Genomic DNA, 25,229 nt, shown 5'->3' with positions numbered 1-25,229 from the left:
CGCCTGTGTCAGGATGATCGCTCCGGCGGTCGGCCGACGGCCGGAGCGACCGCCCGTCCGCTGGAGCCCCCGTGTCCACCGTCCCGACCGCGCCGGAGACCGCGAAGCCCACCCGTCGGCTGTTCGGCGCGGAGCTGCTGATCGTCCTCGGCCTCTCCCTCGGCGCCAGCGGGATCAGCGCGCTGATCAGCTTCGCCGGCTCGCTCACCGAACCCCTCAAGCTCGGCCAGCAGGTCGCCACGCTGAACGGCTCGCGGGCGCCCGGGCGGCCCTGGCTGGACCTCACCTGGCAGCTGTACTACATCGGGCGCGGGCTGATGCCGGTGGTGCTGGTCGGCTACCTGCTGGTGCGCGAGGGGGTCGCGCTGCGGGTGCTCGGCTTCGACCTCGGGCAGAAGCTGCGCGACCTGGGGCGGGGCGCCGCCGTCGCGGCCGCGATCGGCGGGTCGGGGCTGGCGCTCTACCTGGCTTCGCAGGCGGCCGGGTACAACCTGACGGTGGCGCCGTCCGGACTGCCGGACGTGTGGTGGCGGGTACCGGTGCTGGTGCTGTCGGCCTGGCAGAACGCCATCCTGGAGGAGGTCGTCGTCCTCGGCTACCTGCTGCGCCGGCTGGGGCAGCTGGGGTGGTCGTGGCCCGCGGCGGTGGCGGCGAGTTCGGTGCTGCGCGGCTCGTACCACCTGTACCAGGGGGTCGGCGGGCTGGTCGGCAACATGGTGATGGGCGTGGTGTTCTGCCTGCTGTACCGGCGCTGGGGGCGGGTGATGCCGCTGGTGGTGGCGCACGCGCTGATCGACACCGCGGCCTTCGTCGGGTACGCGCTGCTGGCCGGGCACGTCAGCTGGCTGCCGACCCCTTGAGCGGGAGCGCCTGGGCGCGCGGTGGACGGGCGAGCAGCCGGTCGACGTGCCGGCGTTCCAGGCCCTGGCCGGGGTCGACCGGCAGCAGCAGGCGGTCCCGGCGCCACAGGGAGCGGCGGACCAGCCGCGGCGGGATGACGTCGTCCACCCAGGCGAACGGCCGGCCGTCGGCGTAGCGCAGCAGCGGGGCCCACTTGGCGGCGGAGAACAGCTCCATCAGCGGGACGCGCGGGTCGCCGGGCTGGGGGACGTAGCCGGTGAAGGTGACCACGGGGAGCGGGTCCAGCCCGATCGCCGGGGCGATGTGGGTGTTGGCGTGCGCCTCCCACGTGGTCGCCCACACGAGGTCGTACGTTCCGGCGAGCTCGCGCAGCCAGACGCCGTGCCGGGCGGACAGCAGGACGGTGTAGCCGAACAGGGCGTGGGCGTCGAACCCGGCGTCCGGGTGCGGGCGGACCGGGTTCAGGACGCCGTCGACGTCCAGGAACAGCAATGGCTTCGGCACCGGTGGCCTCTCGGATGCGGTGGTGTTTCCCGACTGTCCGGACGACCCTCGCACACCACCGGTTGCGCACGGGCGGGCGCACGCGGGGCGCACGGGGCGCTCACGGGGTGGGCGCGGGCGCGCTGACGGGCACCGGTGCGTCCGTCGTGCTCCGACGGCTCAGCCGGCGTACCTGCGGCTCCAGCAGGACGACCGCGCTGAGCACCAGACAGGCGACGGCGCACGCCCAGAGCGCGCCGGACAGGCCGAGCGCCACGGCTGCGGGGCCGGCCAGCGCGGTGCCGACCGGGGCCAGGGAGTAGGAGCCGAGTTCGTCGTACGCGGCGACCCGGGAGAACATCTCCTCGGGTATCTCCTGCCGGAGCGCGACCATCCAGTTGACGCCGAAGACGGTGACGCCGGCGCCGGACAGGAACATCGCGACGACCAGCAGCGGCAGCGGCACCTCGGCGGCGAGGGCCACGGCGGGCAGGCCGAACAGGAAGACCCCCCAGTTGCCGACCAGCAGGATCCGGCGGGGCCGCCAGCGGGTCATCAGCACGCCGGTGGCCACCAGGCCGACGCCGTAGGCGGACATCGCCAGGCCCCAGGCGCCGGCGCCGCCGAGCCGCTCCTTGGCGGCCGTCGGCCCGTAGACCGACTCCACCGCGTTGACGCAGGCGATCAGCACGGAGAACTGGAGCACGATCACCCAGAGCCAGCGGCGGGAGGCGAACTCCCGCCAGCCCTCGCGCAGATCGCGCAGCATGCTGCCGCCGGTGGGGGCGGGGCCCTGCTCCGGCTCCAGGAAGAAGCGGAGGGCGGCGGCGGCCAGGAAGCACAGGGCGTCCAGGGCGAGCACCCAGCCGGGTCCGACGGCGGCGGTGAGGGCGCCGCCGAGGGCGGCACCGCCGATCTGGGAGGCGTTGAGGCCCATCCGGAAGACCGCGAAGGCGCGGGCGGCGTGCTCCTGCGGGACGGCCTGCATGATCATGCCGCCGGAGGCGGGCGTGTAGAGGGCGTAGCCGGCCCCGCCCGCCGCGGAGAGCGCCAGCATCTGCCAGAGCCGGACGTCCCCGGTCAGCACCAGGGCGGCCAGGACGGCCTGGGAGAGCCCGCTGAACACGTTGGCGGCGACCATGATCAGGTGGCGAGGCAGCCGGTCGGCGAGGGTGCCGCCGACCACCAGGAGCAGCACGGTGGGCACCAGCCGGGCGGCGGTGACGTAGCCGACCTCGGCGGTGGTGCCGCCGGTGCCGAGTACGGCGAAGGCGGTGGCGATGGGGGCGCCGGCGTTGCCGAGGCCGCTGATCACGGTGGCGGCGGTCTGGACGCGGGAGTTGCGGCTCGCCCAGGCGAAGCGGCGCGGGGGCGGGAGCGGGGGTGGGAGTGGGGTCGGCACCCGGCGACTATGCCGTGGGGTCGTACAGGTGTCCATCGCCTTTCCCCGTCCGGACGCCCGGAGCGTGGGGTTTCAGCCGAGGTGGCCCCAGAGGAAGGTGAGGGTCCGGCGCCAGGCGATCCGGGCCTGGAGCGGGTCGTAGGTGCCGATCAGGTTCTCGTCGTTCATGAAGGCGTGCCCGGCCGGGTAGAAGTGGATCTCCGGGCGGACGTCGGTGGCCTCGCCGATCCTGATCGCCGCCTCGTCCACCGCGGCCATCGGGATCGAGCCGTCCAACTCGCCGAAGTGGCCGAGCACATGGGCGGTCAGACCGCGGTAGTCGAAGTCCGGATCGGGCGGCAGGCCGTAGAACGGGACCACGGCGGCCACCTTGTCGCCGGCCCGGGAGGCCAGCAGCAGGGCGAAGCCGCCGCCCATGCAGAAGCCGACCGCGCCCACCGCGTCGCCGACCACGCCGTCCAGGGCGAGCAGGTGGTCGACGGCCCCGGCCAGGTCCTCCACCGCCCGGTCGACCGGGAGCTCGCGCTTGAACCGGGCGGCCTCGGCGCCGTCGTGGGTGGTGCTGCCGCCGAACAGGTCGGGGGCCAGGACGGTGAACCCCTCGGCGGCGAAGCGGTCCGCGACGGCGGCGATGTGCGAGGTGAGCCCCCACCACTCCTGCACCACCACCAGACCCGGCCCGACCCCCTGCGGCGGACGGGCCAGGTAGCCGTGCGCGGTGCGGCCGTTGCTCGGGAAGGTGACGTTCTGCCGGGAGCCGCCCTGGTCAGGCATGGCTTCCTCTCGGTGGGTCGGGCCGCGTGCGGCGGGGGTTCGGCGGGGCGGGCCGGGTCAGCCCATCTCCTCCAGGGCACGGCCCTTGGTCTCCTTGATGCAGAAGACCACGAACGGGATGGAGAGCAGGGCGAAGGCCGCGTAGATGACGTACGTCGCCGAGAGGTTCCAGTCGGCGAGGTCCGGGAAGCTGACGGTGATCGCCCAGTTGGCGATCCACTGCGCCGAGGCGGCGACGGACAGCGCCAGCGCGCGGATCCGGTTGGGGAACATCTCGCCGAGCAGGACCCAGACCACCACGCCCCAGGAGAAGGCGAAGCAGAGCACGAAGACGTGCGCGGCGATCAGGGCGACGGTGGCGTGGGTGTTGTCCAGGGTGGCGGTGTCGCCGGTGCCCTCCCGGAAGGAGAACGCCCAGGCGGCGGTGCCCAGCGCGGCCGCCATGCCGATCGAGCCGGCCAGGGCGAGCGGCTTGCGGCCGATCCGGTCCACCAGGGCCATCGCGACCACCGTGCCGATCACGTTGATGATCGAGGTGGAGAGGCTGATCAGCAGCGAGTTGGACTCGTTGATGCCGACCGACTGCCACAGGAAGGACGAGTAGTAGAAGATCACGTTGATGCCGACGAACTGCTGGAACACCGAGGCCCCGATGCCGACCCAGACGATCGGCAGCAGGCCGAAGCGCCCGCCGAGCAGGTCCCTGAGCCTGGGCTTGTGGGCGGACTCCAGTACCGCGCGGATCTCCGCCACCCGGGCGTCCAGGTCCACGCCCTCGCCCTCCACCTCGACCAGCACCTTGCGGGCCTGCTCCTCGCGGTGGTCGGCGATCAGGAAGCGCGGCGACTCCGGGATGGCGAGCGCCATCAGGCCGTACACCAGGGCCGGGATGGCCTCGACACCGAGCATCCACTGCCACGCCTGGACGCCGCCGAGGTGATTGGTGGACTCGCCGCCGGCGGCCTGGTTGAGAGCCCAGTTGGCGAGCTGGGAGACGGTGATGCCCAGCACGATCGCCATCTGCTGGAAGGAGGCGAGCCGGCCGCGGTAGGCGGTCGGGGCGACCTCGGCGATGTAGGTGGGGGCGATCACCGAGGCGATGCCGATCGCGATGCCGCCGATCACGCGCCAGGTCGCGAGGACCTCGATGTTCGGCGGGAACATCGAGCCGATGCCGCTGGCCGCGAACAGCACGGCGGCCAGCAGCATCGTGCGGACCCGGCCGAGGTGGTCGGCGAGCCGGCCGGCGAGCACCGCCCCCAGCGCCGAGCCGAGCAGGGCGATGGCCACCACGAAGGCGGTGGTGCCGTGGCCCACCCCGAAGTGCTTCTGGATGCCGGTCACGGCGCCGTTGATCACCGCGCTGTCGTAGCCGAACAGGAAACCGCCCATGGCGGCGGCCGCCGAGATGAACACCACGTGGCCGAGGTGGGCCTCGCCGGCCGCCCGTTGGCTGTTGACCGATGACACGCGCGCTCCCGGGGGGTCGACGGGCCCGCTCTGACGCCGAGTGGGCAGGGCTCGTCTCACATTCGATCAGCGCCGCAGCCGCCCTGCGCGAGTTGGCGGCCGACCGGGTGATCCGGGGTCAGCCGTCGGCGCGCGGCCTGTCGGTGCGCGGGCCGGCGGTGCGTGGTCAGGTGGTGCGCCGCTGGTGACGGCGGAGCAGCTGGGCACGGGCGGCGCCGTACTGGTCGCGGCCGCGCCCCGGGCCGTCGGCGCGTTCGGCGAGCCGGTCGGCGATCGCGTACTGCGCCTCGGCCGGCTTCTTGTCGTCGTACTTGAACTTGGCCCGCACCTCGTCGACGGTCAGCCGGAGCCCGCGCAGCCCGGGCAGCTGCCGGGCCAACTCGCCCTCGCCCGGCACCACCCGGACCTCCGGTGTCTCGGGCTGGAAGTGCGCCAGCTGGCGGTTGAGGATCTCCGCCTTGCCGGCCGCGGACTCCACCACCTCGGCGGTGCAGTGGAAGTGGACCGAGGCGTAGTAGCTGGTGGGCGTGCCCGGTGCGCCGCGCCAGTGGCCCGGGGCGAAGGCGTAGCCGTCGGTGACCGCGAGGGTGACCTTCGGATCGGCCCGGACGGCGGCCAGCAGCGGGTTGGGCGCGGCGAGGTGGAGCAGGATCTCGCCGCGGTCGACGTCCAGCAGGAAGTGGGTCGGGACCAGTACCGGGCCCTCGCCGGGGCCGCCGTTGGCGGCGAGCAGGCCGAAGTCGCGGCCCTCGGCGAGCCAGGTGCGCCACTCGGCCTCGTCACCGCGGTCCCAGGATCTGATCAGCACGGTGCGCCTCCCGTCAGCGGGGGTAGCCGCGCAGGTGCGCGGGGAGCGGGACGGTGGTGCCGGGGTGCGGCTCGGGGGTGCCGTGCACGGTGGTGACCGGGATCAGGCCGGACCAGTGCGGCAGGCCGACGTCCTCCGGGTCGTCGGCGGCATCGTCGTCGCGGGTCTTGGCCGAGACCTCGTCGAGCTCCAGCCGGAGGACGGCGGTGGCGGCCAGCTCCTTGGCGTTGGCCGGACGGACCTCGGCGGAACGCCCCGGTACCGCGTGGTCGACCAGTGCGGCGAGCGCGACGTCCAGCTCCCCGGGGTCGGTGACCTGGTGCGCGGTGCCGTGGGCGACCACCGAGCGGAAGTTCACCGAGTGGTTGAACGCGGACTTGGTCAGCACCAGCGCGTCGACCTGGGTGACGGTGACGCAGACCGGCATGCCCTGCTCGCCGGAGGCGTTGCGCATCGGACGGCTGCCGGTGGAGCCGTGGACGTAGAGCCGGCTGCCGACCCGGGCGAAGATCGTCGGCAGGACCACGGGGGCGCCGTCGACCACGAAGCCGAGGTGGCAGATGTAGGCACTGTCGAGGATGGCGTGGATCGCCTCCTGCTCCCAGGTGGCCCGGTCCCGGTAGCGGGTGGGTGTGGTCCTGGGGGTGCGGGAGTAGCTGGGCGAGCCTTCCTGGCTGGCTGACATGACATCCTCTATGTACTAGTGCATAATTTGCTTTGTGCTAGGAGACTATCCGCTGAAAGGGCGACGCGCCAGCGAAATCGCGGCCCACATCGAGCAGGGCGTGAGCAGCGGGCAGCTCGCCCCCGGAACCGCGCTGCCCCCGCTGCGCGATCTCGCCGCCGAACTGGGCGTCAACCCCAACACCGTCGCCGCGGCCTACCGGCTGCTGCGCGACCGCGGCGTGATCGAGACCGCCGGGCGCAAGGGCAGCCGCATCCTGCCCAGGCCCGCGCTCACCCCGCGCGACCAGGTCCGCATCCCCGTCCCGCCGCACGCCCGCGACCTGTCCACCGGCAACCCCGACCCGGCCCTGCTGCCCGACCTCGCCCCGGCCCTCGCGGCCGCCGCCGAGGCCGCCCGCACCGACCCGGTGCTGTACGGGCACGCCGCCGTCGACCCGCAGCTGCTCGCGCTCGCCCGCGCCTCCTTCGAGGCCGACGGCCTGCCCGGCGGCCCGATCGCCGTCGCCTCCGGCTCGCTGGACACCATCGAGCGGATCCTCGGCGCCCGGCTGCGCCCCGGCGACGCGGTGGCCGTCGAGGACCCGGGCTGGGGCAGCCTGCTCGACCTGCTGCCCGCGCTGGGGCTGAAACAGGTGCCCGTCCGGCTGGACGACGAGGGCCCGCTGCCGGAGGCACTGGCCGCCGCGCTGGCCGAGGGCGTCCGGGCCGTGGTGGTCACCAGCCGGGCGCAGAACCCGACCGGGGCGGCGCTCACCGCGCGGCGGGCCGAGGCGCTGAAGGCCGTCCTGGCGGAGCACCCCGGGGTGCTGCTGATCGAGGACGACCACGGGCACGGCATGGTCGACCAGCCGTACCACCCGCTGGTCGGCGCCGGCACCCGGCACTGGGCGGTGGTCCGCTCGGCGGCCAAGGCGTACGGGCCGGACCTGCGGGTCTCGGTGGCGGTCGGCGACGCGGAGACGATCGGACGGGTGGCCGGCCGGATGCGGCTGGGCGCCGGCTGGGTCAGCCACCTGCTGCAGCGCACCGTCGCGGAGCTGTGGCGCACCGACGCCGCGCCAGCGGACCGGGTGGCCGCCGCGTACCGGGCCCGACGGGACGCGCTGCTGGGCGAGCTGGCGGCCCGTGGGATCGCGGCGCACGGGCGGAGCGGGCTGAACGTCTGGGTGCCGGTGCCGGACGAGACCTCGGTGCTGGCGGCGCTGGTGCAGCGCGGCTGGGTCGCGGCGCCCGGTGCGCGGTACCGGATCCAGTCGCCGCCCGGGCTGCGGTTCACCACGGCGCGACTGGAGGCGGCGCAGGCGCGGGAGCTGGCGGAGGACCTGGCGGTGGTGCTGGGGGCCGGCGGGGGCGGGTCGCGGCTGGTGTGAGGCCCGGGGGGGATTCCGGGGGCCGGGGGATTCCGGGGCCGGTCAGGGAGCCCGGGGCGGGTGAGTCCTGGGGTAGGTGAGGGGTCCTGGGGCAGGCGGGTCCTGGGGCGGGTGGGGCAGGTGTGGCGGGCGTGAACCGCGGGCGGCGTCCGGTCGTCGCCCGCACGCCTGGTCTGAACCCGGCGGTAACAAAAGCGGAAACCTCCCGCAGACGCCTAGCGGTGGCCAGCGCGGGCATGTCATGTTCTTCGCGCCACCGGCCGGCGGCCCACCCTCACCCTGGCGTCTTCCCGTTCCCCATGCCTCGGGAAGACCGAGCCGCAGGAGTTCCGCAGTGCCCGAGAACCGTTCGAGCATCACCCGCAGTACCCCGCGACCCTCCCGACGGCTGCTCGCCGCAGCCCTCGCCCTCCCGCTGGCCGTCGCGGGCCTGGCCGTCGCCTCCCCGGCCTCCGCCGCGACGTCCGCGCCGACGGCCGTGCCGTCCGGACCCACCGCCAGCGTCACGCTCGGTGACAGCTACATCTCCGGCGAGGCCGGCCGCTGGAAGGGCAACTCGGCCGGCACCAGCGGCGGCCGCAACGGCACCGACCGCGCCTGGACCGGCAGTTCGTACGACGCCTCGCGGGTCTACGGCGCCACCGCCGCGAGCGGGTGCGACCGCTCGGACGTCTCCGAGGTGCTCAGCGCCTCGACCGGGGCCCAGAACGAGATCAACCTGGCCTGCTCCGGCGCCGTCAGCGCGAACGTCTTCCGCGCCTCCAACGGCGGCCAGTCGTACAAGGGCGAGGCCCCGCAGGCCGACCAACTCGCCACCGTGGCACGGCAGAACAACGTCAAGCTGATCACCCTGTCGATCGGCGGCAACGACCTGGGCTTCTCGGACGTCATCGCCAGCTGCGTGAAGGACTACCTGGTCTGGTACTCCTACTGCCACTACTCCGCGCAGTCCCAGATCGACGACAGGTTGCCCGCCGCGATGGCCGGGGTCGGCAAGGCGATCGACGAGGTCCGCGCGGTGATGGCCGACGCCGGCTACGCGCAGTCGGACTACCGCCTGGTGCTGCAGTCCTACCCGTCGCCGATCCCGCGCAGCGCCGAGATGCGCTACCCGGAGAGCGGCTGGACCCGCTCCAACACCGGCGGCTGCCCGTTCTGGGACGGGGACGCCGACTGGGCCCGCGACTCGATGGTGCCGCAGATCTCCCAGGCGCTGGCGGGCGTCGCCGCCGCCAAGGGCGCGCAGTTCCTGGACCTGTCGGACATGCTGCAGGGCCGTGAGGTCTGCTCGACGGCCACCAGGCAGCCGACCACGAGCGCCGGCCCGTCCGCGACCACCAGCGAGTGGGCGCGCTTCCTGGACGGCGGGCTCAACTCCACCCAGGGCGCGCTGCAGGAGTCGATGCACCCCAACTACTACGGCCAGCAGGCGGCCGGGCGCTGCCTGACGCTGCTGTGGGCGCGCCCGAGCGGTGACTACGCCTGCCACAACACGGCCGGGCAGGACGCGGGCGGGATGTACCTCACCGCGCGCTGACCGCATGGTGATCCCGGCGTGATCGCGTGACGACCGCACGGTGACCGCGCGATCCGGCGCCCCCGCGGCCTTGGCCGAGGGGGCGCCGTACGGCTGCGCTCAGCCCTTGGCGAGCAGCGACTGGGCGTGCGCGCGGACCTGATCCTTCGTCAAGTACGCGTCGGTGTACTCGAAGTCCTGAAGTCGGGCGGGCTGGCGGGCGAGGAAACCGGTGCGGACGAAGTCGTCGCCGGCGGTCGCGTTGAGCAGCCAGTTGGCGCCCACTCGGAACTTGGCCGCGTTGGTGCGCATCGCCATCAGGTGGTAGCCGCGCGCCACCAGCTGGGCGGGCACCCCGCGCAGCTCCACGCCGAGCGGCTTGGAGACCGCGTCCTTCCCGCCGAGGTCGACCACCAGGCCCAAGTCCTTGTGGTAGTACGGCTCCAGGGGGCGGCCGTGGAGCGCGGCGATCACGTTGTTCGCGACCACGCGGCCCTGGCGGGCGGAGTGCTGGGCGGTCGGCGGGCAGACCGCGCCGTCGCCCTTGGCGAGATCGGGGACTGCGGCGGCGTCGCCGAGCGCGAACACGTCCTCGAACTGCGGCACCCGCATCTCCGCCGTCACGGCGAGCCGGCCGCGCACCGTCTCGGCGTCCAGAGTGCCGATCAGCGGGCTCGCGGCCACGCCGGCGGTCCAGATCAGCGTGCGGCAGGGCAGCACCCGGCCGTCGGTGAACTTGACGGTCTCGGCGCCGACTTCGGCCACCGAGACGCCCAGCGACACCTCGATGCCGCGGCCGCGCAGCACCTCCAGGGCGGCCTCGCCGAGCGGGTCGCCGAGCTCCGGCATCAGCTTCGGGGCGATGTCGATCAGGTGCCACTTGATCTGCCGCGCGTCCAGGCGCGGGTAGCGGTAGGCGGCGGCGGTGGTGAGGCGCTGGAGGCAGGCGGCGGTCTCGGTGCCCGCGTAGCCGCCGCCGACCACCACGAACTGGAGCCGGGACTCGCGCTCCTTCTGGTCCAGGGTGGCGGAGGCGAGGTCGAGTTGGGCGATCACGTGGTCGCGGACGTAGGCCGCCTCGGCGAGCGTCTTCATGCCGCGGGCGTAGTCGGTGAGGCCGGGGATGTCGAAGGTGCGGGTGACGCTTCCGGGGGAGAGCACCAGGTAGTCGTACTTCTGCGCGACCACCTCGTCGGTGATCTTGCGGACGACGCACACCTTGGAGGCCGGGTCCACGCCGATGGCGCCGCCGGGGACGATGTGGGTGCGGCGCAGCGTGCGGCGCAGGGAGACGGCCACGGACTGCGGGGTCAGGACGCCGGCCGCGACATGGGGGAGGAGGGGGAGGTAGAGCTGGTAGCTGAACGGCGTGACCAGCGAGATCTCGGCCTCCGACGGTGACAGCTTGTGTTCGAGGCGGCGGGCGCACTCCAGGCCGGCGAAGCCACCGCCCACGATCAGGATCCGAGGTCGTTCCATCGCTCATCCCTTTGCCGTGAAGGTCCCCACTACTGTCCGCCACACTCGCACGGAGCAGCGGGGGCTGCCACCGGGGCGGGGCCGTGGGGGTGGGGAGGAGGAGGGGAGGCTGGTGGGGTCGGAGGGGCGGGGGCTGCCACTGGGGCAGGGCTGTGGGGTGGGGCCGTCGGGGGACGGTGAGGAGGGAGACGGTGAGGAGGGAGACGGTGCGGAGGGAGACGGGGGCGGGGCTGTCGGGGCGGGGAAGGGCACGGCGGAGGTGGGGCCGAGCGGTCGGGGCGGTGACACCGATAAGCTGTCGGCCGTGCTACCCGAGGTGACGGCGATCCGCTACGTGACGCCACTGCGAGAAGGCGGCTCGATGCCGGGCCTGGTCGAGGCCGACGATCGGCGGCTGTACGCGCTGAAATGGGTCGGCGCGGCGCAGGGCCGCAAGGCGCTGGTCGCGGAGGTGCTGGCCGGGGAGCTCGGCCGGCGGCTCGGGCTGCCGGTGCCGGAGCTGGTGACGGTCGACCTGGACCCGGTGCTCGCGCGCAGCGAGCCGGACCACCAGATCCAGGACCAGATGCGGGCCAGTGGCGGGACCAACCTCGGGATGGCCTTCGTCAGCGGCGCGCTCAACTTCGACCCGCTCTGCTTCGAGGTGGACCCGGAGCTGGCCGGGCAGGTGCTCTGGTTCGACGCGCTGATCGGCAACGTCGACCGCTCCTGGCGCAACCCCAACCTGCTGGTGGCGACCGGCGGGCTGCGGCTGATCGACCACGGCGCGAGCCTGATCTTCCACCACAACTGGCCGGGCGCCGCCTCCTGGGTCCGCCGTCCGTACGACGCCTCCGACCACGCGCTGCTGGGGGCCCGGCCGGACCTGGCGGCGGCCGACAAGGCGCTCGCGCCGCTCGCCGAGGCGGCGATCGAGGGCGCGGTGGCGCAGATCCCCGAGGTCTGGCTGGCGGACGAGTTCGGCTTCGACTCGCCCGACGAGGTGCGTGCCGCGTACCGCGCCCAGCTGACCGAGCGACTGGCCGGTCCGCGGGACTGGCTGCCGGAGGTGCCCGCATGACCGACCACACGCCGTCCACGCCGTCCACGCCGTCCACGCCGTCCACGCCGTCCACGCCGTCGACACCGTCCGCGCTGCCGGCCACCGTCGAACTGCACGACTACGAGTACGCCGTGATCCGCGCGGTGCCGAGGGTCGAGCGCGGCGAGTGCGTCAACGTCGGAGTGCTGCTGTACTGCCGGCAGAGCTCCCACCTGGCCGCCCGTACCCACCTGGACCAGGCCCGGCTGCTGGCGCTGGACCCGGTGGCGGACGTCCAGGGCGTGCGGCGGGCGCTGCACGGGATCGAGGCGGTCTGCCAGGGCGGCCCGCAGGCCGGCCCGGCGGCGGGGGACAACGCCGGGCAGCGGTTCCGCTGGCTGACCGCGCCGCGCAGCGCGATCGTCCAGCCGGGGCCGGTGCACACCGGGCTGACCGCGGACCCGGAGACGGAGCTGCGGCGGCTGTTCGACCAGCTGGTGCTCTGACACCGGGGCGGCACCGGGTGGCTCCGGGGCGGCTCGTCGACGGTTGCCGTGGTCAAAGCTTGAGTTACTGAAGCACCTGGCCGTACGCTGGCCCCATGGGTTCGACAGCGACGACGACCGTACCGACCAACGCCGAGTTGATGGAGGCGTTGGCCGCCGTCGGTGCCGCGTACTTCCAGGACTTCGCGGCGGCCGCGGCCCGGCACGGGCTCTCCTCCTCGCAGGCCAAGGCGCTGGGCGCGGTGCAGGAGCCGGTGCCGATGCGGGCGCTGGCCGGCCGGCTGGGCTGCGACGCGTCGAACGTCACCGGGATCGTGGACCGGCTGGAGTCGCTGGGCCTGGCCAACCGGGAGGCGGCGGCCGGTGACCGCCGGGTGAAGATCGTGGTGATCACGGCCGAGGGCCGGGAGATCCTGAACCGCATCCGCGGCGAGATGGCCCGGACCCACCAGGCCTTCGAGGCGATGGACGACGAGCAGCGGATCGCGCTGCACTCCATCTGCGTCCAGGTGCTGCCGGTGCTGGCCGGCCGTACGGGCGGCGCGCAGTAGAACGCGCGCAGTAGAACGCGCCGCCCGTACGGCCGTCCCGGTCAGAGCAGCCCGGCGAACTCCGGCGGCAGCGGCCGGTGGTGGAGCAGGGTGAGGGAGCGGGTGGCCCGGGTCAGTGCGACGTAGAGGTCGCGCGGCGCGAGTGCGGCGGGCTCGACCACGACCACCGCGTCGAACTCCAGCCCCTTGGCGTCCGCGACGGTGAGCGCGCCCAGCTCCGCGGCCAGGCCGTCCGGGGCGACCACGCCCAGGGTGCCCGGGCCGCCGGGCAGCCGGGTGAGCGCCGCGGCGAAGTCGCCGTCCGGGACGGGGACGGCGCGCGGCCGCTCGGTGCCCGGGCGGATGGACTCGGGCGCTCGGTGGCCGGGGACGGCGGTGCGCAGGACGGCGGTGGCGAGGGCCATGACGGGCTCCGGCGTGCGGTAGTTGACGGTCAGCCGTTCCTCGCGCCAGCGGCCGGGCAGGTGCGGGTCGAGCATCTCGGCCCAACTGCGGGCGCCGGCGGGCGATCCGGTCTGGGCGAGGTCTCCCACGATGGTGAGCGAGTTGGTCGGCACGCGCCGCAGGACGGCGCGCCAGGCCATCGCGGACAGCTCCTGCGCCTCGTCCACGACGACGTGGCCGTACGCCCAGGTGCGGTCGGCCGCGGCGCGTTCGGCGGTGGAGCGGTACGGGCCGTCGTCGCGGAAGCGCTCGGCCAGGGCGGCGGAGTCCAGCAGGGCGTCGTCGGTCTGTCCGGTGATGGTCAGCACGCCCTGGGCGAAGGCGAGTTCGTCCGGGTCCTCGTCCGGGTCTTCGTCCGGGTCCTCGTCCGGGTCCTCGTCCGTGTCCTCGTTCGGGTCTTCGTCCTTCGGTGTGGACTCCCTTGCCGTGCCGAGGAGTTCGGCGGCCTCGTCGAGCAGCGGGACGTCCTCGACCGTCCAGTCGGAGCCGGGCGGGCGGAGCAGGGCGGCTGTCTGTTCGGGGGCCGTCTCGGTGAGCAACTCCCGGTCGGTGAGCAGTCGTTCGAGCAGCTGTTGGGGGGTGAGCCGGGGCCAGAGCGGGTCGAGCGCGGCGCGGACGTCCGGTCGTTCCCACAGCTCGCGCGGGGCGTAGTGCGCCTCCTCGTCGTCGTAGGGGCGGCCGAGGGCGAGCGCCTGGGCGATGGCGAGGGCGTCGAGCAGGGTGCCCAGGTAGAAGCCGCGGGCCCGGTTGTGCGGCAGTCGCAGGCCGCGGGCGGCGTCCCGGGCCTCGGCGCAGGCCCGGGCGGAGACCCGCAGCCCCTCGCCGAGGTCCAGGCCGTCGGCGGGGGCGGTCTGGTGGGCGGCCAGGGCTCGGCGGAGGACGTCGGACATCCAGGGGCCGCCCTTGGCGAAGGCGGTGGCCGGCGCGTCGGTGCCGGCGGCGGCGACGCCGGGGACGAGTTCGCCGACGGTGCGCAGCACCACCTCGGTCTCGCCGAGGGCGGGCAGCACCTGGTCGATGTACCGCAGGAACCCGGGGTTGGGTCCGATCACCAGCACGCCCCGGCGTTCGAGTGCGGCGCGGTGGGTGAACAGCAGGTAGGCGGCACGGTGCAGGGCGGCCAGCGTCTTGCCGGTGCCGGGGCCGCCCTGGACCACCAGGGCGCCGGGCAGCGGGGAGCGGATCACCCGGTCCTGTTCGGCCTGGATGGTGGCGACGGCGGTGCCCATCCGCCCGGTGCGCTCGCGGCCGAGGGCGGCGAGCAGTGCGGCCTCGCCGACCAGGCCGCGCCGGCCGGACTCGTCGAGTCCGGCGAGGTCCAGCGCCTCGTCGTCCAGCCCGGTGAGGGTGCGGCCCCGGGTGTGCAGGTGGCGGCGGCGCACGACGGGGCCCGGGCGGGTGGCGGTCGCGGTGTAGAAGGGGCGGGCGGCCGGGGTGCGCCAGTCGAGCAGCAGCGGCTCGTACGACTCGTCGGTCAGGCCGGTGCGGCCGATGTAGTGGACGGTGCCGTCGCGCTCGTCGAGCCGGCCGAAGCACAGGCCGCGCTCGACCGCGTCCAGCCGGGCCGCGCGGCGGGCGGCCTCGCGGGCGCGCACCTCGCGCTCCAGCCGGGCCTGGTGGGTGCCGCCGGGGGAGGCTCCGTCGTGGGCGCCCTCGGCGGTGCGGCGGGCCCGCTCGCGCACGGTGTCCAGCCGGGCGTAGAGCCGGGTGAGGTGGGCCTGCTCGGTGCGCAGGGCCGCGGCGAGGGCGCCGCCGGGGTCCTGTGCGACCGCTGGAAGTTCGCTCATCGATGTGGTATCCTTGCGGTGAGAAGGCTGTGGGGCCCCATATGAAGGGCGCTCAATTGACCCAGCCTACCCCAGCCGCCGACGTTCGGCGTGACCTCGGCTGTTACTCTTGCGAAGCGTGAGCGCGAAGCCCCAGATCCCCAATGTCCTGGCCTCCCGGTACGCCTCGGCGACCCTGGCCCAGCTGTGGTCCCCCGAGCACAAGGTGGTCCTCGAGCGCCACCTGTGGCTCGCCGTCCTGAAGGCCCAGCAGGACCTCGGCGTCGAGGTGCCGGCCGGCGCCGTCGCCGACTACGAGCGGGTGATCGACCAGGTCGACCTCGGCTCGATCGCCGCCCGTGAGCGGGTCACCCGCCATGACGTGAAGGCCCGGATCGAGGAGTTCAGCGAGCTCGCCGGGCACGAGCAGATCCACAAGGGCATGACCTCCCGGGACCTGACCGAGAACGTCGAGCAGCTCCAGATCCGCCAGTCCCTGGAGCACGTGCGCGACCGCACGGTGGCCGTGCTGGTGCGCCTGGCCAAGCTGTCCGCCCAGCACTCTGAGCTGGTCATGGCCGGCCGCTCGCACAACGTGGCCGCGCAGGCCACCACCCTGGGCAAGCGGTTCGCCTCGATCACCGACGAGCTGCTGGTCGCCTTCCGTCGCCTGGAGGAGCTGATCGCCCGCTACCCGCTGCGCGGGATCAAGGGCCCGGTCGGCACCGCCCAGGACATGCTGGACCTGCTCGGCGGCGACACCGAGAAGCTGGCCGAGCTGGAGCGCCGGGTCGCCGGGCACCTCGGCTTCGACCACGTGCTGACCAGCGTCGGCCAGGTCTACCCGCGCTCGCTGGACTTCGAGGTGCTCACCGCCCTCGTCCAGCTGGCCGCGGCGCCGTCCAGCCTGGCCAAGACCATCCGCCTGATGGCCGGCCACGAGCTGGTCACGGAGGGCTTCAAGGAGGGCCAGGTCGGCTCCTCCGCGATGCCCCACAAGATGAACACCCGCTCCTGCGAGCGCGTCAACGGCCTCGCCGTCATCCTGCGCGGCTACGCCTCGATGACCGGCGAGCTGGCCGGTGACCAGTGGAACGAGGGCGACGTCTCCTGCTCGGTGGTGCGCCGGGTCGCGCTGCCGGACGCGTTCTTCGCCTTCGACGGCCTGCTGGAGACCTTCCTCACCGTCCTCGACGAGTTCGGCGCCTTCCCCGCCGTGATCGAGACCGAGCTGGACCGCTACCTGCCGTTCCTCGCCACCACCAAGGTGCTGATGGGCGCGGTGCGCGCGGGCGTCGGCCGGGAGACCGGGCACGAGGTCATCAAGGAGCACGCCGTCGCCTCCGCGCTGGCGATGCGCGCGGGCGCCCGGGAGAACGAGCTGCTGGACCGGCTGGCCGCCGACGAGCGGATCCCGCTGGACCGGGCCGCGCTGGACGCGCTGCTGGCCGACAAGCTGTCCTTCACCGGCGCGGCCGGTGCCCAGGTCGCCGAGGTCGTCCGCCAGGTGGAGGCCGTCGCGGCCGCCTACCCGGAGGCCGCCAAGTACGCGCCGGCCGACATTCTCTGACGGACCGCACCCTCTGACGTACGGTCAGTTCTGAGCCTGGGGCCCTGCCGCCGAACCGGTGGCGGGGCCCTCGCGCGTCGTGGGGACGTGGCCCGGGTCGAGCGGCGGGGTGGTGGGGCCGCACGGCCAGTCGCAGTTCGGCTCGGCCACCGGCTGCTCCTCGGGGGCGAGCACATTGCCCCGTACGGTCGCGGAGGCGATCAGCCCGCCGGCCACCAGGAGGCCCGCGCAGATCAGCATCGCGGTGTGGAAGGCGGAGTCGACCGAGGAGGGCACCCGGTAGGCGTCGCCGCTCAGCCCGGCCAGCGCCGGCAGGGCGGCCACCGCGAGCAGGCCGGCCGCGCGGGCGGCGGCGTTGTTGACCCCGCTGGCGATGCCGGCGTGCCGGACCTCGACGGCGGCCAGCACGGTCGCCGTCAGCGGTGCGACCAGCAGCGTCATCCCGCAGCCCATCACCGTGACGGCGGGCAGCACGTCCACCCAGTAGGAGGAGTCGGGGCCGATGCGCAGCATCAGCAGCACCCCGGCGGCGCACAGCAGGGGGCCGACGGTCAGCGGGATGCGCGGGCCGATCCGCTTGCCGAGGCGCCCGGCGCGCGCGGACAGCAGCAGCATCAGCACGGTGATCGGCACCAGCGCGAAGCCCGAGACCAGCGGCGAGAACCCGGACACGATCTGGAGCTGCACCACCAGCAGGAAGAAGACGCCGCTGAACGCCGCGTACACGCACAGGGTGACCAGGTTCACCGCGGTGAACAGCCGGGAGGAGAACAGTCCGAGCGGCAGCATCGGTTCGGGCGCGCGGCGTTCGACGGTCACGAAGGCGAGGCCGAGCACCACCCCGATCACCCCGCTGACCCAGACCGCGGGGGACAGGCCCTCGCCGGCCGCGGTCAGCGCGTAGGTGATCGCGCCGAGGGCGAGGGCGGCGAGCACGGCGCCCAGCACGTCGAAGCGGCCGGTGGCGGTCTCGTCCCGGCTCTCCGGCACCGACCGGCCGGCGACCGCGATCACCGCGGCGGCGAGCGGCAGGTTCAGCAGGAAGATCCAGCGCCAGCCGGGGCCGTCCACCAGCCAGCCGCCGAGGAAGGGGCCGACCGCCGCCGACACCCCGCCGAGGCCGGACCAGAGGCCGACCGCCGCCGAGCGGTCGTCGGGGTGGAAGACCGCCTGGAGCATGGCGAGCGAACCGGGGGTGAGCAGCGCCCCGCCGATGCCCTGCACGGCGCGGGCGGCGATCAGCACGTGGATGTTCGGTGCGGCGGCGCAGGCCGCGGAGGCGACGGCGAACCAGACCACGCCGATCAGGAAGACCTTGCGCCGTCCGTACCGGTCGCCGAGCGCGCCGCCGAGCAGGATCAGGCCCGCCAGGGTGAGCAGATAGGAGTTCAGGGTCCATTGCAGGGACGCCAGGGAGGCGCCGAGGTCGGCGCCGATCCGGGGCAGGGCGACGTTCACCACGGTGCCGTCGAGCATCGCCATGCTGGAGCCGAGCACCGTCGCCAGTAGTACCCAGCGACCCTGCGCGGTGCCCAGGCGCAGGGTGCCGGCCTCGGAGGTGGCCACGGGCGAATCCTGCGCTGCCGAGGCGCACGTGACAAGGGTCACCGGTGGGTGTGTTGACGATCGGCCCTGAGTGAACGGCCGGCTGCGCAGTGTCGCCGATCTCGGCGCAGGGTCGTGGATCAGTGGCGGGGCGTGAATGGATTGTGTACGCACTGTGCCCTTCGGCCTGCGGAGGGTCACGGGGGCAGGGGGGATGGTTGCCGATTCAAGAGATCGACATTGCTTCACCCGAACGGATGGGTTTTAGTTCAGCGACCGCCCGGCCAGTCCGGACGGATCCACCGGGTGGAACGCCGAGTCCTGCCGCTGCCCGGTGGTTCGAAACGAACTCTGTACGGCAGGAGCGGGGGACCCACAGGTAAGTCGCCGGACCGGAGTTCGCGCCTCAGGGCGCGGGCGTCCAGGGCCGGCTAGGGGTGAAGCCGCGCATGCGGCCGGGCAACTCCAGCCCGAACCCGACAGCTCACCTCGCAGGCGTCGGAGAGGAAACTTCCATGCCTGCTCAGGCTCGTCGTATCGCCCTGCCCCGCGCCGCCCGCATCGGCATCGCCACCGCCGTCACCGGTGTCTCCTTCGCCCTCCCGCTCATCACCGCGGTGAGCGCCCAGGCCCACACCGCCCCGGCCGCCCCGGTCGCGCAGGCCGCTGCCCCGGCCGCCCAGGCCGCGCAGGAGAGCTACCGCGTCGTCAGCGGCGACACCCTGTCCAAGATCGCCGACGCCAAGAACGTCGAGGGCGGCTGGCACGCGCTGTTCGAGCAGAACCGCTCGGTCGTCGGTGCCAACCCCGACCTGATCTTCCCGGGCCAGCAGCTCGCGCTGCCGGGCCACGCCGCCGCGCCGTCCGCCGACGCCGCTCCGGCCAAGCCCGCGGCTCCGGCCAAGCCGACCGCTCCGGCCAAGCCGGCCGCCCCGGCGACCCAGGCCGCCGCGCCGCAGGCCCAGGTCCAGGTGAAGACCGAGGCCGCCAAGCCGTCCGCCCAGCTCCAGACCCAGGTGCAGGTCGCCGCTCCGGCCCCGGTCGTGACCGCCACTCCGGTCGCCGCCGCCACCTCCGGCTTCGTCGCCCCGCTGGCCAACCCGAAGCTCGGCACCGCCTACGGCGTGGCCGGCTCCATGTGGGCCTCCGGCCACCACACCGGCCAGGACTTCGTCGCCTCCACCGGCACCCCGCTGCGCGCCGTCGCCAACGGTGTCGTGGTCAAGGCCGGCAACGGCGGTGCCTACGGCAACGAGGTCGAGATCAAGCTCGCCGACGGCCACTACGCCGAGTACGCGCACCTCTCCTCGATCGGTGTGAAGATCGGTCAGACCGTCACCGTCGGCCAGCAGATCGGCCTCTCCGGCGCCACCGGCAACGTGACCGGCCCGCACCTGCACTTCGAGATCCGCAACGGCTCGGAGTACGGCTCGGACATCAACCCGGTCACCTACCTGCGCGCCCACGGCGTCGCGCTCTGACCCAGGGCCACTGAGCCCCGAGGGTTTCCGGAACCACCGCTGCTGCGGGGCGAATCGATCCTCCGGGATGGTCATGTCGGGTGACCGCTCGACCGGGTGATCGCCGCACGGCGGACATGGGCGCGGGACACGCCCAGGCCGGCCCGGCCGCACGAGGACCTCCTCGCGCGGCCGGGCCGGCCGCTCCCGTTTCCGGCCGCTGTCCGGCTGTGGGCCCGGCCGTGGCCGCGCCGGTTCGGCCGGGCCGGTTCGGCCGGGCCGGTTCGGCCGGTCCGCGAGCTCGTTCGGCCGGCTCCGGAGCGTCGTTCGAACGGTCGAACGCGGCGTCAACCCGGCTGCTCCGGCGGGTTTTCGCGGGCCGCGCGGGGGTCGTCGGCGCGCCATGCTGGCGGACGGTCAGCGCCCGGCCGGTCCGGCGGTCGCGCGCGTCCGCGAGGCGAGGAGGCCGGATGGCGGTCCGGAGCGGGGACGTGGCGGGGGAGACGGCAGGGCGGGAGCGGCCCGGGACGGGCGGCGTCGACCGGCTGAAGGCGGACTCGGTCGGCCTGGTCGGCGTGGTGTTCATGGCGCTCGCCACCGCCGCCCCGATCACCGCGATGACCGGCAACCTGCCGATCATCGTCGGGCAGGGCAACGGTGCCGGCGCGCCCGCCGCGTACATCGTGGCGACGGTGGTGCTGACGGTGTTCTCGGTCGGGTACGTGGCGATGGCCCGTCACATCACCGCGGCCGGCGCGTTCTACGGCTACGTCTCGCACGGGCTGGGCCGGGTGGTCGGGATGGCCTCGGGGCTGCTCGCGGTGCTCGCGTACGTCGTCACCGAGGCCGCGGCGCTCGGCTTCTTCGCGTACTCGCTGCGCGGGCTGGTCCGTTCGCAGCTGGGGGTGGACCTGGGCTGGGGCTGGTACGCGCTGTTCGGGGCGGCGGTGATCGGTGTGATGGGCTGGTTCGACCTGCACCTGACGGCCAGGGTGCTCGGGGTCGCGCTGGTGCTGGAGATCGGGGTGCTGAGTGCGGTCTCGCTGGCGGTGCTGTGCTCCGGCGGCGGGCCGGACGGGCTCCTGGTCCGGTCCCTGAACCCGCTGAACGCGCTGAAGGGGGTGGGGAGTTCGGGCGCTTCGGCGGCCGGGCTCGGACTGTTCTTCGCGTTCTGGTCCTGGGTGGGGTTCGAGTCCACCGCGATGTACGGCGAGGAGTCCCGCGATCCCAAGCGGGTGGTGCCGCGGGCGACGATGGTGTCGGTGGTCGGCGTCGGGCTGCTCTACGTCTTCGTGTCCTGGATGATCGTGTCCGGCAACGGGGTCGAGCAGGCGGTCGCGGTGGCGAGCGGGGCGGTGCCGGGCAAGGAGGGCAACAGCCTGTTCTTCGACCCGCTCGGCGTGCACCTGGGCGCCTGGGCGGTGACGGTGTTCCAATGGCTGGTCGTCACCGGGTCGTTCGCCTGCGCGATGGCCTTCCACCAGTGCGCGGCCCGGTACCTGTACGCGATCGGCCGAGAGGGGCTGCTGCACCCGGCGCTCGGCCGCACCCATGCGCGGCACGGCTCGCCGCACGTCGCCTCGGTGGTGCAGTCGGTGATCGCGGTGGGGCTGGTGGCGGGGTTCCTGGCGGCCGGGATGGACCCGTACGCGCACCTGTACACGCTGCTGGCGCTGCTCGGGACGATGGCGATCCTGGTCGTGCAGACGCTCTGCTCCTTCGCCGTGGTCGGGTACTTCCACGTGCGGGGGCGGCATCCGGAGACGGCGCACTGGTTCCGGACGCTGGTCGCGCCGTTGGTGGGCGGGGTGGCGATGGCCGGGGTGGTGGTGCTGCTGGTGCTCAACAAGGACACCGCGGCCGGGGCGGCGGCGCACACGCTGCTGTTCCGGCTGATCCCGTTCCTGGTGATCGGGGTGTTCGCGGGCGGGATCGGGCTGGCGCTCGCGGTGCGCCGGTGGCGGCCGGAGCTGTACGCGCGGATCGGGCGGGTGGTGCTGGAGGACGCGGTCGAGCGGTGACCGGGCGGTGTGGCGTTCAGCGGTGTGGCGGTGTGGCGGTGCGGGTGGTGGTGCGGCGCGCCAGGGGTTCAGCGACGGTGGACCGGCAGTCCGTACTGGGCGGCGGCCAGCAGATCGTGCATCCGGTGGCCGAAGTCGTCGGTGTCCCGGGCCGGTTCGGGGAAGACCAGGCGGACGTCGCGGTGGCCGTGCGGGTGGTCCAGGCGCAGGACCAGGCCGTAGCGGTCCAGGGCGAGCGGGCGGACGTCGGGGGCGTGGACGAGCACGACCGGGTCGAGCAGCCGGGTGAGGACGTCGAGTGCCTCGGCGTGGTCGTCGGCGAAGTGGGTGAGCAGCGCGGCCTCGTGCCGGGCCAGCGGGTCGGGCTCGGCGAGCGCGAGGTCGGCACCGGTGATCGCGCCGGTGCCGTACGGGGTGGCGAGGACGGCATGGGCGACGTCCACCCGCAGGTGCACGCTGAGGCCGTCGTCGGCGAGGTGGGCCAGCCGCAGCCGGCCGGCCATGGTGAGGCGGGCGCGGACCCGGTCGCGGACGGCGACGGGGGCGACGTCGGTGACGTCCAGGACGACGGCGAGGCCGTCGGCGGCGCCGGCGACGGCCGTGGTGAGCGGGTCGTCCAGGGCGGTGCGCAGCCGCAGCCGGGAGCCGTGCACGGAGACCGGGGTGTCCAGGTGGTGGTGCTCGCCGAGGGCGCGGACGGTGAGCGAGGAGGTCGCGCTGAGCAGGCTGTGGATCCGTTCGGCGGTGGTGGGCTCGGGGACCTCGGTGTCGCCGGTGGGCAGGCTCATGGGCGGACCTCCAGTAAGTTAGGTGAGCCTAACCTAATGTGCGAGTGGGGGTGTGGCAAGCGGGCCGCCGGACCGGCGAGGGGCCCGGACGCCGCAGGCGCGTCCGGGTCCCTCGCTGTGGTGGTGCGTCAGCCGACGACGGCCTGGGCGTCGATCTCGACCAGCATCGGCTCCTGCGGCAGCTCGACGAAGACGGTGGTGCGGCACGGCTTCACGCCGCCGGGCTTGATGTTCTCGCCGATGAACTCGGCGTAGACCTCGTTCATCAGCGGGAAGTCGGCGCGCTTGGTCAGGTAGACGCGGAACATCACCACGTCCTCGATGGTGGCGCCGCCGGCCTCGACGATGGCCTTGACGTTCTCCAGGGTGCGGCGGGTCTGCGCCTTCACGTCGCCGTGGTGCAGGTACTCGCCGGTGGCCGGGTCCTGCGGGCCCTGGCCGGAGACCTGGAGGATCGGGCCCTTGCGGACGCCCTGGGAGAACATCCAGGCGGGGGCGGGGGCGCCGTCGGTGCGGATCTCGGCCTTCTCGGAGGTCTGGGCCTCCTCGGGGGTCCGGGTCTTCCCGGAGGTCTGGGGGTGCTCGGAGGTCATCGGGTTCCTTGTCGAATTGACGGTGCGTCAGTTGTGGTCGGGGCGGCCGCAGTCGGCCGAGACGGCGCGGGTGGTGGCGAGCAGCTGCGGGAGCAGGTCCAGCACCTGCTCGTACGGCAGGACCACGTCCGGGACGGAGATCGAGGCGGCGGCGACCACCCGGCCGCTGGCGTCCCGGACGGGCGCGGCCACGCAGTTGATGAAGGCCTCGTGCTCGGCGTGGTCCTGCGCCCAGCCCTGGGCGGCGACCTTCTCCAGCTCGGCGAGCAGGGCCTCGGGGGTGGTCAGGGTGCGTTCGGTGTGCGGGGTGAAGTCGATCCCGGCCACCACCCGGCGCCGCTCGGGCAGCGGCAGGTCGGCCAGCAGCACCTTGGAGACGGCGGCGCTGTGCAGGGCGGCGCGCAGGCCGATCCGGGAGTACATCCGCACCGGGTGGCGGGAGTCGAACTTGTCGATGTAGACCACCTCGCCGCCCTCGTAGGCGGCCAGGTGCACGGTCTGGCCGGTGGCGGCGTTCAGTTCGGCCAGGTGCGGGGCGGCGATCCGGCGCACGCCGCGCTGCTCCAGGGCCAGGCCGGAGAGTGCGAAGAGGCCGGCGCCCAGGTGGTAGCGATAGTTCGCGTCGCGATAGACGAATCGTTCCTCTTCGAGGCTCTGGAGCAGTCGCAGCACGGTCGTCTTGTGGACGCCGAGCACCTCGGCGAGCTGGTCGAGGGAACGCTCGCCCTCGCCGAGCTCGGCGAGGATGCGCAGGGCGCGGGTGACGGTCTGGCTCATCGTGCTCCGCTTCGAGGGCTGGGGGTCCTGCTCATTGTGCCCGGGCCCGGTCCGCCGACGGTGCCGGGCCTGCGGACGGTGTCCGGTGCGCGGACGCCGTCGGTGCGGCGGACGCCGTCGGTGCGGCGGGCGGTGTCGGCGCGGCGGAAGGCGCCGGCGCGGCGGGCGGTGTCCGGCCGGCCGGGTGCGCGCCGCCGGTGGGCAGGGCCGGGCCGGTGATGCCCGCCGCGGTGACCCGGGTGGCGGCCCACTGGGCGGGGGAGGCGTCGAGCAGCGCGGCCACCACGGCGGCGTCCGGCAGCTCGGCCTGGTCGCCGTGGGTGGTCAGCGCGCAGGCGGCGCTCAGGTGGCCGAGCCGCAGCCGGCGCCGCTGGTCCAGGCCCCGGAGGGTGCCGGCCAGGTAGCCGGCCGCGAAGGCGTCACCCGCGCCGGTCGCCTCCACCACCTCGACCGTGAGGGCCGGCTCGGTGACCGCCGTACCGTCCCGGTCCAGGGCGGTCACCTGCCGGGCGGCGTCCTTGACCACGAGGGTGGCCGGGGCGGGGAAGCGGCGGCGCAGGGCGGCCGGGTCACCGGTGCCGAAGGCGGCCTCGGCCTCGTCGGAGCCGAGCAGCAGCAGGTCGGCGGCGTCCAGCAGCGGCGGCAGCACGGCAGGATCGCGCTCGCGCCAGAGCGAGGGGCGCCAGTTGAGGTCGAAGCTGACCAGGCGGTGCGGGCGGCGGTCGGCGAGCAGGGTGCGCAGCAGGGCCAGGCAGTCGTCGGAGAGCGCGGCGGTGATGCCGGACAGGTGCAGCAGCCGGGCGCCGGCCAGCAGCGCGGCGGCGGCCGGGTCGGCGAGCAGTTCGGGGGAGAGCGCGGCGGCCGCCGAGCCGCGCCGGTGGTAGTGCAGCCGGCTGCGGCCGGGCCCGAGGTCGTGGCGGTCGCCGGTGCTTCCGCCGACCTCCTTGAGGTAGAGGCCGGTCGGGCGGTGCGGGTCGACCGCGACCGCCGAGACGTCCACGCCGCGGGCGGCGACCTCGGTGAGCAGCCGGCGGCCGAAGCCGTCGTCGCCGACCCGGCTGATCCAGGCGGTCGGCACGCCGTGCGCCGCCAGGGCGCCCGCCACGTTGGACTCGGCGCCGCCGACCGAGAGCCGGAAGCCCTCCACCGACTCCAGCGGGCCCGGGCGGTCCGGCAGCAGGACGGCCATCGACTCGCCCACGCACACGGCCGTCGGGGGAGGACCGGGGCGGGTCGGGCCCTGGGTGTCCTGTCGCGGCATGTGCGGGGCTCCTCGTCTGCGGCGGTTCCGTCGAGAGCGGGCCCACCGGGTCGGCTCCGCTGCCTGTGAGCGTGTG

At 74.1% G+C, this 25,229-nt stretch carries 22 protein-coding genes and 1 riboswitch; of the genes, 9 read left to right on the top strand and 13 right to left on the bottom strand.

Annotated features, from left to right (window positions below):
- Positions 1–71 precede the first annotated feature (71 nt).
- On the top strand, positions 72–860 hold the full coding sequence (locus ACFWP2_RS08995; RefSeq protein ID WP_380449585.1) for a CPBP family intramembrane glutamic endopeptidase: 789 nt from the start codon (positions 72–74) through the stop codon (positions 858–860).
- Here the strand turns inward: ACFWP2_RS08995 and ACFWP2_RS08990 are convergent.
- The 6 genes from ACFWP2_RS08990 to ACFWP2_RS08965 form a co-directional block, all read right to left on the bottom strand.
- On the bottom strand, positions 838–1,365 hold the full coding sequence (locus tag ACFWP2_RS08990) for an HAD domain-containing protein (protein WP_380449584.1): 528 nt from the start codon (positions 1,363–1,365) through the stop codon (positions 838–840). The two genes, ACFWP2_RS08995 and ACFWP2_RS08990, sit on opposite strands and share 23 nt — an antisense overlap.
- A 100-nt stretch (positions 1,366–1,465) precedes the next feature.
- Positions 1,466–2,746, bottom strand: coding sequence for an MFS transporter (locus tag ACFWP2_RS08985; protein WP_380449583.1), 1,281 nt, complete (start codon positions 2,744–2,746; stop codon positions 1,466–1,468).
- Between the two features lie 72 nt (positions 2,747–2,818).
- A complete protein-coding gene (locus tag ACFWP2_RS08980) occupies positions 2,819–3,520 on the bottom strand; it encodes a dienelactone hydrolase family protein (RefSeq protein ID WP_380449582.1) in 702 nt (233 codons plus the stop codon).
- Between the two features lie 57 nt (positions 3,521–3,577).
- On the bottom strand, positions 3,578–4,990 hold the full coding sequence (locus ACFWP2_RS08975) for a sugar porter family MFS transporter (protein ID WP_380449581.1): 1,413 nt from the start codon (positions 4,988–4,990) through the stop codon (positions 3,578–3,580).
- Between the two features lie 166 nt (positions 4,991–5,156).
- Positions 5,157–5,798 carry an FMN-binding negative transcriptional regulator gene (locus ACFWP2_RS08970; protein ID WP_380449580.1) on the bottom strand — a complete coding sequence of 214 codons (642 nt, stop codon included), beginning with the start codon at positions 5,796–5,798 and terminating at the stop codon, positions 5,157–5,159.
- 13 nt (positions 5,799–5,811) lie between these two features.
- Positions 5,812–6,483 carry a pyridoxamine 5'-phosphate oxidase family protein gene (locus ACFWP2_RS08965; protein ID WP_380449579.1) on the bottom strand — a complete coding sequence of 224 codons (672 nt, stop codon included), beginning with the start codon at positions 6,481–6,483 and terminating at the stop codon, positions 5,812–5,814.
- A 34-nt stretch (positions 6,484–6,517) separates the two neighbouring features.
- Here ACFWP2_RS08965 and ACFWP2_RS08960 point away from each other — a divergent pair, with 34 nt between their 5' ends.
- The gene (locus tag ACFWP2_RS08960; protein ID WP_380449578.1) at positions 6,518–7,855 is read left to right on the top strand and encodes an aminotransferase class I/II-fold pyridoxal phosphate-dependent enzyme; all 1,338 of its coding nucleotides are present in this window, start codon (positions 6,518–6,520) and stop codon (positions 7,853–7,855) included.
- A 334-nt stretch (positions 7,856–8,189) separates the two neighbouring features.
- Positions 8,190–9,392: a GDSL-type esterase/lipase family protein gene (locus tag ACFWP2_RS08955; RefSeq protein WP_380449577.1), complete on the top strand. Its 1,203-nt coding sequence runs from the start codon at positions 8,190–8,192 to the stop codon at positions 9,390–9,392.
- Positions 9,393–9,491: 99 nt separating this feature from the next.
- Here ACFWP2_RS08955 and ACFWP2_RS08950 read toward each other — a convergent pair whose 3' ends face one another.
- Positions 9,492–10,850 carry an NAD(P)/FAD-dependent oxidoreductase gene (locus ACFWP2_RS08950; protein ID WP_380449576.1) on the bottom strand — a complete coding sequence of 453 codons (1,359 nt, stop codon included), beginning with the start codon at positions 10,848–10,850 and terminating at the stop codon, positions 9,492–9,494.
- 304 nt (positions 10,851–11,154) lie between these two features.
- Between ACFWP2_RS08950 and ACFWP2_RS08945 the strand changes: the two genes are divergently transcribed.
- The 3 genes from ACFWP2_RS08945 to ACFWP2_RS08935 all read left to right on the top strand — a co-directional run bounded on the left by ACFWP2_RS08945 (position 11,155) and on the right by ACFWP2_RS08935 (position 12,928).
- Positions 11,155–11,910 carry a HipA family kinase gene (locus ACFWP2_RS08945; RefSeq protein WP_380449575.1) on the top strand — a complete coding sequence of 252 codons (756 nt, stop codon included), beginning with the start codon at positions 11,155–11,157 and terminating at the stop codon, positions 11,908–11,910.
- Positions 11,907–12,377, top strand: a complete 471-nt coding sequence (locus tag ACFWP2_RS08940; RefSeq protein WP_380449574.1) for a DUF3037 domain-containing protein — start codon at positions 11,907–11,909, stop codon at positions 12,375–12,377. The genes ACFWP2_RS08945 and ACFWP2_RS08940 overlap by 4 nt, the downstream gene beginning before the upstream one ends.
- A gap of 95 nt (positions 12,378–12,472) precedes the next feature.
- Positions 12,473–12,928, top strand: coding sequence for a MarR family transcriptional regulator (locus tag ACFWP2_RS08935; RefSeq protein ID WP_360353628.1), 456 nt, complete (start codon positions 12,473–12,475; stop codon positions 12,926–12,928).
- Positions 12,929–12,969: 41 nt separating this feature from the next.
- On the opposite strand, the gene ACFWP2_RS08930 is transcribed toward ACFWP2_RS08935, so the two are convergent.
- A complete protein-coding gene (locus ACFWP2_RS08930) occupies positions 12,970–15,159 on the bottom strand; it encodes a HelD family protein (RefSeq protein WP_380449573.1) in 2,190 nt (729 codons plus the stop codon).
- A 118-nt stretch (positions 15,160–15,277) separates the two neighbouring features.
- On the opposite strand from ACFWP2_RS08930, the gene purB reads away from it, so the two are divergent.
- On the top strand, positions 15,278–16,708 hold the full coding sequence (gene purB, locus ACFWP2_RS08925) for an adenylosuccinate lyase (RefSeq protein ID WP_380449572.1): 1,431 nt from the start codon (positions 15,278–15,280) through the stop codon (positions 16,706–16,708).
- Positions 16,709–16,732: 24 nt separating this feature from the next.
- Here the strand turns inward: purB and ACFWP2_RS08920 are convergent, their stop codons facing one another.
- Complete coding sequence (locus ACFWP2_RS08920) at positions 16,733–18,274, bottom strand: MFS transporter (protein ID WP_380449571.1); 1,542 nt, start codon at positions 18,272–18,274, stop codon at positions 16,733–16,735.
- Between the two features lie 354 nt (positions 18,275–18,628).
- A riboswitch (cyclic di-AMP (ydaO/yuaA leader) is annotated at positions 18,629–18,766 on the top strand.
- 2 nt (positions 18,767–18,768) lie between these two features.
- Between ACFWP2_RS08920 and ACFWP2_RS08915 the strand changes: the two genes are divergently transcribed.
- Both ACFWP2_RS08915 and ACFWP2_RS08910 read left to right on the top strand, forming a co-directional pair.
- Positions 18,769–19,734: a peptidoglycan DD-metalloendopeptidase family protein gene (locus tag ACFWP2_RS08915; RefSeq protein WP_380449570.1), complete on the top strand. Its 966-nt coding sequence runs from the start codon at positions 18,769–18,771 to the stop codon at positions 19,732–19,734.
- A 449-nt stretch (positions 19,735–20,183) separates the two neighbouring features.
- The gene (locus tag ACFWP2_RS08910) at positions 20,184–21,734 is read left to right on the top strand and encodes an APC family permease (protein ID WP_380449569.1); all 1,551 of its coding nucleotides are present in this window, start codon (positions 20,184–20,186) and stop codon (positions 21,732–21,734) included.
- Between the two features lie 68 nt (positions 21,735–21,802).
- Here the strand turns inward: ACFWP2_RS08910 and ACFWP2_RS08905 are convergent, their stop codons facing one another.
- The 4 genes from ACFWP2_RS08905 to ACFWP2_RS08890 all read right to left on the bottom strand — a co-directional run bounded on the left by ACFWP2_RS08905 (position 21,803) and on the right by ACFWP2_RS08890 (position 25,153).
- Entirely contained in the window at positions 21,803–22,522 is a 720-nt protein-coding gene (locus tag ACFWP2_RS08905; RefSeq protein ID WP_380449568.1) for a DUF2470 domain-containing protein, read from the bottom strand.
- A 128-nt stretch (positions 22,523–22,650) separates the two neighbouring features.
- Entirely contained in the window at positions 22,651–23,115 is a 465-nt protein-coding gene (locus ACFWP2_RS08900; protein ID WP_380449567.1) for a RidA family protein, read from the bottom strand.
- A gap of 27 nt (positions 23,116–23,142) precedes the next feature.
- Entirely contained in the window at positions 23,143–23,892 is a 750-nt protein-coding gene (locus tag ACFWP2_RS08895) for an IclR family transcriptional regulator (RefSeq protein ID WP_380449566.1), read from the bottom strand.
- Between the two features lie 31 nt (positions 23,893–23,923).
- Positions 23,924–25,153 carry a sugar kinase gene (locus ACFWP2_RS08890; protein WP_380449565.1) on the bottom strand — a complete coding sequence of 410 codons (1,230 nt, stop codon included), beginning with the start codon at positions 25,151–25,153 and terminating at the stop codon, positions 23,924–23,926.
- Positions 25,154–25,229 lie beyond the last annotated feature (76 nt).

The organism is Kitasatospora sp. NPDC058444 (assembly GCF_042721415.1).
In the GTDB taxonomy this organism is placed as follows: Bacteria; Actinomycetota; Actinomycetes; order Streptomycetales; family Streptomycetaceae; genus Kitasatospora.
Note: the sequence above shows the minus strand (reverse complement) of the source record. Positions and strands in the feature narration are given on the sequence as shown.